At 54.9% G+C, this 12,627-nt stretch carries 7 protein-coding genes; 3 read left to right on the top strand and 4 right to left on the bottom strand.

Going from position 1 to position 12,627, the window contains the following annotated elements; translation table 11 throughout:
• Positions 1-748: 748 nt before the first annotated feature.
• Positions 749-964, bottom strand: coding sequence for a hypothetical protein (locus HMPREF9141_RS11620; protein WP_040554884.1), 216 nt, complete (start codon positions 962-964; stop codon positions 749-751).
• Positions 965-989: 25 nt separating this feature from the next.
• Positions 990-4,355 carry a leucine-rich repeat domain-containing protein gene (locus HMPREF9141_RS11625; protein WP_007368953.1) on the bottom strand — a complete coding sequence of 1,122 codons (3,366 nt, stop codon included), beginning with the start codon at positions 4,353-4,355 and terminating at the stop codon, positions 990-992.
• Between the two features lie 1,273 nt (positions 4,356-5,628).
• Between HMPREF9141_RS11625 and HMPREF9141_RS11630 the strand changes: the two genes are divergently transcribed.
• On the top strand, positions 5,629-7,656 hold the full coding sequence (locus tag HMPREF9141_RS11630; RefSeq protein WP_007368956.1) for a M13 family metallopeptidase: 2,028 nt from the start codon (positions 5,629-5,631) through the stop codon (positions 7,654-7,656).
• 231 nt (positions 7,657-7,887) lie between these two features.
• Here the strand turns inward: HMPREF9141_RS11630 and HMPREF9141_RS11635 are convergent, their stop codons facing one another.
• The gene (locus HMPREF9141_RS11635; RefSeq protein WP_007368957.1) at positions 7,888-8,547 is read right to left on the bottom strand and encodes an RloB family protein; all 660 of its coding nucleotides are present in this window, start codon (positions 8,545-8,547) and stop codon (positions 7,888-7,890) included.
• Position 8,548: 1 nt separating this feature from the next.
• Entirely contained in the window at positions 8,549-9,835 is a 1,287-nt protein-coding gene (locus HMPREF9141_RS11640) for an AAA family ATPase (protein WP_007368958.1), read from the bottom strand.
• A gap of 717 nt (positions 9,836-10,552) precedes the next feature.
• On the opposite strand from HMPREF9141_RS11640, the gene HMPREF9141_RS11645 reads away from it, so the two are divergent.
• Both HMPREF9141_RS11645 and HMPREF9141_RS11650 read left to right on the top strand, forming a co-directional pair.
• Positions 10,553-11,995, top strand: a complete 1,443-nt coding sequence (locus HMPREF9141_RS11645) for a lipopolysaccharide biosynthesis protein (RefSeq protein ID WP_040555110.1) — start codon at positions 10,553-10,555, stop codon at positions 11,993-11,995.
• Positions 11,996-12,055: 60 nt separating this feature from the next.
• Complete coding sequence (locus tag HMPREF9141_RS11650; RefSeq protein ID WP_007368961.1) at positions 12,056-12,619, top strand: serine acetyltransferase; 564 nt, start codon at positions 12,056-12,058, stop codon at positions 12,617-12,619.
• Positions 12,620-12,627 lie beyond the last annotated feature (8 nt).

Genomic DNA, 12,627 nt, shown 5'->3' on the forward strand with positions numbered 1-12,627 from the left:
GATTTTAGGGTCATCCGCCGGCTCAGCAACCACTGTACTGATGTCCGCCGGAAATCTTCGTTTTAGTGTTGCAAAGATAAGCATAATTTGGTGAAAAAACATTTCAATCTGTAATTGATTTAATTCCTTTTCCCATCCTATTATTTCTTATATATAAATTCTATTTCTATTTTTGTCACAAAGTGCCTGTTTCCTGCCTTTTTCCACATACAGACAGCCGCAAAATCACGCCAGGACACAAGGTTTTCTCCGGGCAACAATCTGAAGGGTTCGCACCTTGAAATCTGTCAGTTTTCCGTTCATTCTCCACTTTTCAGCACGATCTTTCGCTTTCCCTGGATTCTGCCCGCCCGCTTCTTCAAGACCTTTTCCGTCTCCTCAGACCGTGAAATGACCGGAAGTCCTGCAGAATCCGGACGGCTCTGCACAATCTTCCGGACACCGGCCGGCCGGCAAAGGAGCACCGGAGGCAGCCGTGATGAGACCCGACACCGACTGTGTCAATGCCCCGCCCCCGCTGTGTCGGTGCCCCGAACGCATACGGCGGCACGGCCCGGAAGCCGCTTCGCTACCCTCCCCCGCTGCAGAAGAAAGGCCATGCCCGGATTCCCCGATCCGGCCATGGCCTTCACAAGCCAGGCATTGCCCGCATGGAGCGGTGGAGAGCACATACCCTCCCGCACAGGCAAGACGGGAGGGCTGTCAGCCATGCGTCCTGCACACCGCCTCTCCCCCGGCCGTCCGCCTGTCAGTCTTCCCACACCCCCGCAGGGCTCCACGGATCGCCGTCCCCGGACGGTGTATCCCCGAAGAAGTGATGTTCCTTGGCGCCGATGTCGTCTTCGTCGATCTCCTCATCGGAGATGCCGGGACTGGCTGTGAGCATCAGGTTTTCAAGGACAGGCCTGTAACACCCGGTCTGCGGCCGGATGTATTCTTTCAAAATGATTTCTTTTCTGTTCATATCGCGTAGCATTGATTTCATGGGTTTATCTGACAACATACTTCTTTCCTCCGCGGATATACACGCCGCGCTGCGGCTTCTCCACCCGCTGCCCGTTGAGGTTGTAGCAGGCGCGGCCGCCGTCCTCTCGCGTCTCCGGACTGCCGACGGAGAGGATGCCCGTAGCGGAGCCCTCGCCCTCGAAGGCGAACATCACCTTTGCAGCAGCCGGTATGCCCGGCAGCTCGGCGTAGGCGCGGTGGACAGGCACGGTGGCCGAGGGCTTCAGCTTCATGAAGACGCCCTTGGATGCCGAGACGGCATAGAAAGTGCCCGAAGCGGGGACTTTGCGTGCCTTGGCCGTCACGCCCCGCATTATGCTGCCGGCGACGGTGTACTCCTTGTCGTCCTTCTCGCCGATGGTGTAGAAGAAGTCGGACGGCATTGATTCGCTGCCGAGCACCTTCAGGAGAACTCCCTCCTCGGCCGGCACATAGCAGGGGTCACCCACGACGCCGCCGTTGACATCGACGCTCGACATGAAGACGACATGGGTAGCCGTTCCGTAGTCGGGCTTGCCGGGGCTGACGGATGCCTCCCCGTAGCGGGTCGCCACGAAGGCCGCCACCTTGTCCTGCGTGCCTTTCTCGCGGGCGTACTCGCCGAAGTCGGTGTCAAACTCGCGGGCGAAGGAGCCGTACTTGTGCGTGATGTTCACGTCGCGTATCTGATAGTCGACGCGGGCCGCATAGCCGTCCCATCCCACAGCTGTCTTGTAGGCATCGACCTTGCTCTTCTTCACGTAGATCTTCTGGATGTTGCCGGTGAACTCCCGGTAGCCCGCTCCCAGGTACCACTTCACGGCGCTCATGTCCTTGGGAGGATTGCCGGTGAAGAAGACGCGCTCGACGGTCGATGTGCCGTCCTGCCGCTGGAAGGCCTCGATGCCGAGATAGTCGAGCTGCCCTTTGAAGACGACCTCCTTTATGTCGGTGTTGCTCTTCGCCATGGCCCGGTCGTTCCACAGGCGCACCTCGTAAGTGCGCGCCGGGTACTGGGGATGCTTCACCTTCTTCGGGACGACATAGGTGAAGACGTCGCTCTGCACGTCGACGACCATCACCGCGTTCTTGGACAGGGGAAACAGCTCTGTCGCTCCGTCCCCGTCGTCGACCTTGAACGAGCGGATCACGTCGTGGAAGGCATTCCAGAAAGGATTGTTCTTATAAGCCTCGAAAGCATCGACGCGCACACTGATTTCGATGTCGCCCTTGTTGACGTTGTCCTCGTTGAAGGCCTTGTCGCCGATCTTCGAAGCCGGAACCGGCGTATGGCTCAGGAACGCTATCGTATTCAGCCGGCTACAGTTGTCGAAGGCGTAGTTCCCGATTTCGGTCACGCCCTCGGGGATGGTGATGTTCTCCAGGTTCTGCACATAATAGAAGGCATAGTCGCCGATCTTCTCGATGACGGGCGGAAGAAGGGTGTAGTAAGTGCCCGCCTTGGCAGGAGGGAAAGTGGCGAGGGTCTTCTTGTCCTTGCTCAGCAGGAATCCGTCGACGCTGGAATAGGAGGGATTGGAGGGGTCGACCGTGAAGGTCGCCAGCTTCCCGCAGAACTGGAAAGCCCTCGGGTCGATGCTCGTCGTCGTGGCCGGGATCTTGATTTCGACCAGACTCTGGCAGCTGTTGAAAGCCGACTCCTCAATGGATTCCACGGAGGCGGGAAGCGTGATGGACGGAAGGGTGAGGGCATTCTGGAAAGCCCCCTTTCCGATCTTCCGGATGACGGCATCGGCCGGGAACGTCACGGACACCAGAGCCTTGCAGCCGTTGAAGGCACCCGTCTCGATTTCCTCCACTTTGGAAGGGAATCTGAACCCGGTCAGTTTGGGGTCGTTCATGAACGTACGGTTTCCCACTGTCTTCAAGGCACACGCCCCCTCGAAGACGAACGACTCCAGGCTGCCGCAGTTCTCGAAGGACGAAGTACCGGTCCTCTGCAGGCGGGAATGCGCTTCCACGGACACGGTCTTCAGCCGGGGACAGTTGGCGAAGGCCGACCACCCGACCGTCTCAACAGAGGCAGGAAGCCACAGTGTCTCCAATGCAGAGCCATAGAAGGAGAAGTCGCCGATGTCCCTGACGGTGGCCGGAGCGGCGAACTCGATTCTCTTCAACCCCGTGGCCGCCTGGAAGGCATCTTGCCCGATGGTCTCCAGCCCGCTGTTGAAGATCACCTTCTCCACCGCCGGTGCGGCCTTGAAGGCCTCCTTGAGGATGCGCTTCGTCGTCGGCAGCGTTGCGTAAGTACCCGTCATTCCTGCGGGGAAGGCGGCGAGTTCCGTCCCGTCGGCAGAATAGATCACGCCATTGTCGTCCGTCTTGTAGACGGTGTTCGACGGGTCGACGACAAACCCCTTCACCCGGTAAGCACCGGAGAAGGCGCCGTCGTCGATCTTCGTCACCGTCGACGGGATGTCCACCGTGAGCAGCTGGATGCAGTCCTTGAAGGACTCCTTGCCGATTTTCACCAGCGGCGGGGTCATGACGATGCCCTTGAGGCCTTCCGCATGGCTGAACGCCCCGTCGAGGATCTGCTTCACCGTGGCCGGCACGGTGTAAGGGTCGCCCGTCTTCGCATTCGGGTAGACCACGAGCTGTTCCCCGTCCTTCGAGAGGATGACACCTCCGACACCGCTGAACTTCGGGTTGGCAGGGTCCACTTCGATGGCGCTCAGCTTCAATGCACTCGTGAAGCCGTTGTATTCCTTGGCTGCGGGAAGCTCCGTCAGCGACTTCGGCAGCCGGATGGTCTCCAGGTTCCGGTTCTGCTGCAGTGCATTCGGACGGATGCCGACGATACCCTCCGGGATGCTGAACGCGACACCCGCCCTGGCGACCGGATAGGCTACCAGATAGCCGCCGCCGTCCCGGCTGTAAAGCACGCCGTCCCGGGCATAATACCTGGGATTGGCCGCATCGACCGTGATGCGCTGGAGTCCGATCGTGAAAGCGAACACGCCGTCCTTGATGTCGGTCGCGGAAGCGGGGATGTTGACCGTAGTCAGCAGGCTGCCCTGCAGGCACTGGGCGTTCAGGGTCTCGACGGTGTTCGGGATGGTCACAGAAGTGGCATTCTTCACCTTGCTGTTGTCGGCCAGTGCCGTCACGGTCCATGTATGCTCGTTCGCCGAGTCTTTGACGGTCTCGGGAATCTTCACTTCCGCCAGGTCGGAACCGACGAAAGCCACATGGTAAGCAGCCGGATGACCGTTGCCGGCATCGCGTTTCAACGTCACGACATAAGTGATGCCGTCCCTATTGATCAGGTCTCCCGTCACTACGGCGCCGGCATCCGTCAGCTGCAACAAGGCAGGCAAGAGGAAAAACAGAATTTTGATAGTTCTCATATACGTTAGTTTTTTACAGATTTAGAGTTTACGGATTGGGGGTTAATTTGGGTTTTAATTTGGTTATTACGGGGTTTTATCTGATTGAATGGATGGTTTGCCGCAACGGCTCTCCCGTATGCTGCGCACAGACAGAGCCTTGCTTTTTCACTGACGGAATGGATGATTTGTCACAATGATTCTCTCTCGTAAGTTATGCACAGACACGACGCTGTTTTCATCTGATGGAATGATGATTTGTCACAATGATTCTCTCTCGTAAGTTATGCACAGAGCCATACCGGACAGGTGGCTGTCTGCAAGAGACAGGGCTATGGACAGGATTCCGACTGTTCCGCAAGCCATGTCATACCCGTCTGTCATCTGTCGGACGACAACGGTCGCCGCCTTTCAATGGGACTTACATACAGCATACCGGCGGCAAAGGATTCCTGTATGTCAAGTGGTCAGGACAAACGTCCCTTTTCAATTTCAAAACAGACTTTTACTTCTTCGATAAGAATGGTTTAGTCTACACAGGTCTGCATTCAGGAATGTCCTTCGTCACGACGGCGACACTCCGCTTAGCAGTTAACTTCGTTCCCTCCCCTGACAGGAAAGAGGCTGTTGGTTTCTTGTACAAATTTCGGGAAAAAACAGATACATAGCAAGGGTACATATTGAAAATATGTTTCTGTTTCTCATTCACAAGTAGTCCTTTATCCCGTCTGGTTTCCGAAATATAAAAAAGTAAAAGATTTACAGTGACAGAATTGTCCTGTTCGGGAACCAGTCTGTCCGGAAAACGCACTTTCCCGGCATCGGTTCTGTCGGAAGAAGGAAGGCTTGTTTCCAAGCATTTTCCCCAGCAAAGCTGACCGGATCCCGCCGGATGACAATGTACGCTCCACCCCGCCGGACAGAGCCGCCACCCGGCGCACACCTGTTAAAAGAAATGAAAAAAGGGATCGGAAACGCATTTTTCCGACAAATAAAGTGACCAGACAGAGCGCATTGGCTTTTTTTATTTACCTTTGTAAAGAGATGGGAAGAACCTGTCTCATGCAGGCAGAAAGCCCGGGAAACCCTGTCCCCACACGAACAGAGGGCTGAACAGAACCTGTCCCATGCAGGCTGAGGGTCGGAAACAAACGGTCTCATACACCTTATTCTATATAAGAGGGGGCACAGGCCGGCACATCTCATACCTAAAAGCCCATCACAGAAAACACTCACAGAACGCCTCCGGCATCCTCCCGGAGAGGAAAGGAGGGGTTCATAAAGCGATCAGAACATGAAAATAAAAATGTTATTTTTGACGGCCTCCTTCGTAGCCTCCTCAGCGATGGCACAGGGGTTGAAGTCGGGTATCGACCGGAAGAACATGGACCTCACCGTCCAGCCCGGCGAGAATTTCTACGAGTATGCGGCGGGCAACTGGATGAAGAGCCATCCGCTCGACAAGGAGCATCCCATGAACGGAGCCTTCGTCGACCTGGAGGAACTGAACAAGAAACGCATCCGCGAGATGGTGGAGGACTATGCCGGGAAGCCACAGACGAAGGGCACTGTTGCCCAGAAGATTGCTTCGCTCTATAACCTCTACATGGACAGCACACGCCGCAACCGTGAGGGGTACACACCCATCAGGCCGGTACTGGCGAAGGTACGTGCCGTGAAGAACCGCAAGGAGCTGCTCAAACTGATGTACGACCTCGACGTGAAAGGCTACGGGACCTTCCCCGTGGGCTTCGGCATGACGGTGGACGCGAAGAACTCCAGCCGCTACATCATCGGCATCGGCCAGAGCGGCATCGGACTGGATCCGGAGTATTACACGCATCCCAACGAACAGCAGAAAGCCGTCGTCGCCGCCTACAAGAGCCTGAACAACGACCTGCTGAAGATGGTCGGCAATGCACCGGCCGTTGCCGAGAAGAAAATGGAGGCGGCCTTTGCCCTGGAGGACCGGATTGCCAAGGTCAGCTACGACCAGGTGAAGTCGCGTGACCCGCAGGCCAACTACCACCCGATGACGTGGGAGCAGCTGCTGAAGGATTATCCCGGCATCGACTGGAACTATCTGCTCAAGGCGACAGGTTTCCCGGACAACGGCGGAAAGGTGGATGTCGGTCAGCCGGAACCGGTGCATGAGGTGGAGAAGATCCTCGCCACCGCTCCGCTGGAATCGCTGAAGGCCTATATGGAGCAGGCTGTCGTGTCGAGTGCGGCCGGAATGCTGTCCGACAACTTCACCGACCGCAAGTTTGAATACACGAAGGTGGCCTACGGCGTCCAGCAGCAGCAGCCGCGCTGGAAGCGTGCCCTGTCGTTCGTACAGGGCATCATGGGCGAAGCCGTCGGCAAGCTCTACGTGCAGAAGTACTTCCCGGAGAGCAGCAAGCAGCGCATGATAGCACTGGTCAGGAATCTCCAGACAGCTTTCGCACAGCGCATTGAGGAGAATACCTGGATGACTGCTGACACCAAGCAGAAGGCATTGGAAAAACTGCAGGCATTCGATGTCAAGATCGGTTATCCGGACAAGTGGCAGAATATGGACAGTGTCTTCGTTATCGATGATGCAAAGTCGCTGTTCGACAATGTGAAGGGAGTACAAGAGGCTGCCATGAAATACCGCATTGCCAAACGCTGGGGAAAGCCCGTCGACAAGAAAGAATGGCACATGACACCGCAGACCGTCAATGCCTACTACGACCCGACGACCAACAGCATCAACTTCCCGGCAGCCATCCTGCAGCCGCCGTTCTTCGATCCGGAGGTGGACGATGCCGCCAACTACGGGGCTATCGGTGCTGTCATCGGGCATGAGATGAGCCACGGCTTCGACGACCAGGGCTGTCAGTTCGACAAGGAGGGCAATATGAAGAACTGGTGGAACGAAACGGACAAGAAAAACTATGATGCCCGTACGAAGGTGCTTGTCGACTGGTTCAGCCAGCAGGAGGTCATCCCCGGTCTGAAAGTGAACGGAGAGAAGACCCTCGGAGAGAACATCGGTGACAACGGCGGCCTGAACATCGCTTACCGTGCGCTGGAGAACAGCATGGAGCAGAACCCGCTGGCCGACAAGGACGGCTTTACTCCGGCACAGCGGTTCTTCCTCGCCTGGGGACGTGTGTGGGCAAGCAACGTCGCACCGCAGTTCGTCGCCTACATCGTCAACTCTGATGTACATTCGCCGAACGTCAGCCGTGTGAACGCTGCCCTGCCGATGATCGACAGCTGGTACAAGGCCTTCAACGTCAAGGAGGGCGACAAGCTCTTCGTACCGCAGGAGAAGCGTGCGCATATCTGGTAATTGAGACTGACGGCACATCCATAGCAATAAGAAAGAGGATGTGTCAAAATAGAAACCGGTGGTCTGACAACTTCAACCGGCAAGCTGAAATCTTTTAAAAAAAAGGAAAAGCCCATTTCTCTACTCACAAAGGAGTACTGAAATGGGCTTTCCTTATTGTATCGTGTTAAACTGTAAGACTTTCAAGAAAAGTATTCGTGTTTTGATACACCTTCTCTTTCTTTGGTTCGTTCAATTATGTCCAGCTTCTTTCTTTGGAAAAGAAGTACTGGGCAGTGGCTGCTTCCTGTTGTCAGAAAGTTCCTTCATCATTCTTCCCAGTTCCGAATAAGTATAGTCGCGGCCCTCTGCCCTCCTCTCCTGTACGGACTGTTCAGCACGTCCGATGGCATCGGTCAGGCTGCCACCGTTTCTTTCAAAGTAAGAATGAAGTCCTCCGCTCCTGACAAAGAACCTGTCTGTCTTGCGGTACTCACAGTGTCTGCCCAGATCTTTCAGAAGCTGTTCCTGGGCTGTGTACTCCCGGGAGGTGTAACAGAAATAATAGAGGAAAAACAGTTCCGTACAGCGGTGGGTCTCATAGAACCTGACCTTACAGTGGATACCTTTCTTGGGCTTGTCTATGGTTTTCCCGTATTTCCGCTTCAACTTTGCATAAAGCGACCGTTCGGGTTCACAGTGTTTGTTGTCCATGTCTATCACACAACAGACCTCATCGTAGCCCATCTCCACTCCTTCCCTTATTTTCCGTTCCAGCTCTTTCAGGTTCGTATGTTTGGGATAGTCCGGCTGTATTGTCAAACCCTTGAACACGTCATTCAGCGACTTGAAATAGTAGAACTCCGTCGGTCCTTCCCCCACTACCAGCACCGTCTTATGCAAGATTCCCATATCAGTCCTCCAAATCAATGAATATACTTCCCAGTTCCGGCTTGGATCCTAACTTTCCTATACGGTAGGAATTGTAAAGGGACAGGTTCTTATGCAGACCGAAAGAGTCGCCGCGGGCATATTCGGACGAGGCACTTTCCTTCCTTTTCTCTACGAACCACACTGCTCCCCGATTCTCGTTGATCAGTTCCTGTGAGAGCAAGGTCGTCTCCTGACTGCTGATGACAAGCTGGGACTGCGTTGAATTGTAGAGAAACACACTCAGATAATAAAACAGCAGGTCGTAGTGCAGATCCTCTCCGAGTTCGTCAAGAAAGTAAACATGGAGACCGGTAACCAGGTCGTACAGGACGTTCAGAATGCGTATATATTTCAATGTGCCCTTTGACTGCCATCTGATAGGAATGTCGAAATTGCCCTGGGCCGTCGCATTCACGAACGTAACTGAATCTACCGTGGGGCTCAACAGGGCTTCTTTCACTTTCTCGGGAAGGTCTCCCTGCTCTATCTGCCTGCGCATTTCCGGAAAAATCACCCGGTCTTCCACGACAGGTCTGTACTCCAGGATGTTCAAGTCGGCTTTCTGAAGCATCTGATAAAAGAACTTACGGCGTTTGCTGTCAGCATAGGCATCCTTCAGTATCTCGACGATTCCCTTCTCCTTTTCTCCGTCACCGTCAACTTCATGGCAGCATGCCATAACCCATCGGTGCAATCTGTTGAGAGGTCCTACGTCCGCCTTGAAGGCTGTTTTCGCACAGACAGCGAGGACGCTGTGGTTGTTGAGCGTGTTCTCACGTATGCGCTCCTGGGTCCTGGCCTGTATTTTCAGACTGGGTCCGAACTTTATGTCAGCCTGTACATCGTCTGCCACAAAACGGCGCTCATAGAACAGCGACTTCGCTCCTTTGGGATAATAATTCAACGTTTCATGAATGATATGTCTGCTATCGAATGATACATCATAGTCGTATCTTATCGATTCGGCATAAAACGAAACATGCATTTCCGTTGGGTCTCCCCTGTGCAACGCAAAGGGAATATAGCCGGAAATACGCTTGTCCGCCTTGAACTTTGGACGTGTCATAAGCCGGAAAATCTCGTTCATGGCAAGCAGCATATTTGATTTGCCGGATGCATTCGCTCCATACAGTATTCCCAACTTATAGAGGAACACATGGTCTGCCACTTCCACCACAAGTTCGGAAGCAGGCCCTTTGGCGACAAAACTCAATTGCTGCCGGTCATCAATAGAAAGGAAGTTCCTGACCCAAAAGTCTCGAATCATAATATGGATTTCTTGAAACCACTTCTTTTCTGCAAAAGTAAGTATAAAAGACCAATCTTACAAACATTTCTTTGATTATCGTAAAAAAACTACGAAAATAGGGTTTATTAAGCCCATCGACTATCATTATCGTTTCTCCCTGTGTGCAGAGACACAGTGAGAGGAGAGGGGGAGTCAAAGCGACAGGGAAGATACAAAAAGAAAGAGGAACAAAAACAGAAAGGGTGTACCGGATATGCTGCCATCGGCATATCCGGTACACCCCTCATTGTATTTCAGAGAGTAGTTGTTTACACCGTGCATGCCTGCTGCTGCCTGGGAATCCTGTTCCCAACCCATTGGGAATCGGATTCCCGATGGCCGGGAACAGGAGTACCGACGGCCGGGAGCAGGAGTACCGGCAGCTCCTTTCCCGTCTTCTGACACAAAGAGCCGCCCCTTGTCAGATCCTTACAAGGCCCTTTACGCTTTCATTTTACACAGCATTGCCGGTTTCCGATTTCATCCGCATGGCTCTTCCCTGCCTCCACGGGAGGAAGACCGCATCCGGTGGGCAAAGACAGGAATCCTTCCAAGGGAAGCTCGGGAATCGGCCTAAAGTTTGTGAGTTCAACGGAAAAACACTACTTTTGCAGGCAGAAGGGACACCGGCCGGTCTGAAGAAGCCCACCTTATTCATATACATCCCTCGAACGGCAGATGAAAGAACAAGAACAGATGAAAAGCGAGACACTGAAGGAGAAGACCGCCAAGGGGCTTTTCTGGGGCGCACTGAACAACGGGACCATGCAGCTGCTGAATATCGTCATCGGCGTCTTTCTGGCACGTCTGCTCTCACCGGCCGACTACGGACTGGTGGGCATGCTGGCCGTGTTCACGGCTATTGCCGGCGCCTTGCAGGAGAGCGGATTCACCGCGGCACTCGCCAACAGGGACCACCCTACGGACAACGACTACAACTCCGTGTTCTGGTTCAGCGCCTTCATGGGCTGGATTTCCTACACGGTGCTCTTCTTTTCAGCCCCTCTGATCGCCGCTTTCTTCCGTCACCCCGAGCTGGTCGACCTGTCACGTTTCGTCTTTGCCTCACTGCTGTTCTCGTCGCTGGGGACAGCTCCCGCCGCTTACCTCTTCAAGAACATGATGGTCAGGGAAACCGCCCTGCTGCGCATCACCTGCCTGTTTGTTTCGGGGGTGGCGGGCATCCTGCTGGCATTGCGGGGCTACGCCTACTGGAGTCTGGCCTGGCAGCAGGTGCTTTACATCAGTCTGACCAGCCTGTGGCGGTTCTTCATCATTCCGTGGCGCCCGTCCCTCCACATCGACTTCACCCCTGTAAGACAGATGTTCTCCTTCAGTTACAAGATCCTCCTGACGACAATCGTCAATACCATCAGTCAGAATATTCTCACCTTCATCTTCGGCCGTCTGTATTCTGCAAAGGCCGTGGGCAACTTCTCCCAGGCCTTCAAGTGGGACACGATGGCAAGCACCTTCGTGTCCGGCACGGTGGCGCAGGTGGCGCAGCCCGTGCTGGTCGAAGTGAACAATGACCCTGAACGACAGGTGAAAGTCTTCCGCAAGATGCTCCGTTTCACGGCTTTCCTGGTCTTCCCGGCCATGTTCGGTCTGGCGATGACAGCGCACGAATTCATCATTCTGCTTATATCAGAGAAATGGACAGAGAGTATCCCTCTGCTGCGTATCCTCTGCATCAGCGGGGCCTTCCTGCCGTTCTATACGATGTATCAGAACCTGATCATCAGCCGCGGCAAGTCCGTGGTCTATATGTGGTGTACGGTGACCCTGATCGTCGCACAGATCGCCTTCGTCGTCGCCTCTTGCCAGGAGGGCGTGGTGTTCATGGTGACCGCCTACACGGCCGTAACCGTCTTGTGGCTCTTCGTATGGCAGTTCTTTGCCGGCAGGGAGACCGGTCTGCGGCTCGTGGACGTCCTGAAGGACATCAGCCCCTACCTGCTGGCATCGGCGGCGGTGATGGGCACAACCTACTTCGCCACCTCCGCCATCCATAACCTGCTGCTGCTGCTGACCGTCAGAATCCTGACGGCGGCCGTACTTTACTTCCTCATCATGAAGCGTGCAGGCTCGCAGATCCTCGCGGAGTGCATGAACTATCTGCACAGACGCAGGCGATAGCGGAGAAAGAGGGCTTGGGAGATTCAGGAATAAGTTGTACATTTGCATAAAAAAGAGAAGATGAACCCATTCGTCCAAGGCGCAATACTCGCCGCATCCTCCCTGAGGCTGATACCTCATCTCCTGCTGTACAGGCTGCACAGCGGGCTGGTCGACGACGACCTGCTGCAGGTACAGGACCGCAAGCGAGGGGTGCGCAACTTCGTGAAGGCGATGACCCGTGAGCGTACCTTCCGCAACCTGTTCTATTACAGGATCGGAGAATACAAGGCCGCACCCGTCAGATGGCTGTGTCCCGCTGAACGGACACTGAACATCTGGTGCCCTTCCATCGGGAGAGGCGCCCACTTTGAGCACAATTATGCGACCTACCTGAATGCCGAAAGCATCGGCAGGAACTTCTATTGTCTTCAGCTCGTGACCCTGGGGACAGGGCACCACGAAGGCCGTGAAGGGCGGCCTGTGATAGGCGACAACGTGAAGATAATGACCGGTGCGACGATCTTCGGGCCTGTCCGCATAGGCGACAACGTGACGATCGGGGCCGGAGCCGTGGTCTTCAAGGATGTCCCCGCCGGCTGTACCGTGGCCGGCAACCCGGCCCGGATCGTAAAACAAGCATGAACGGAGAC

Source organism: Prevotella multiformis DSM 16608 (assembly GCF_000191065.1).
Lineage (GTDB): Bacteria > Bacteroidota > Bacteroidia > Bacteroidales > Bacteroidaceae > Prevotella > Prevotella multiformis.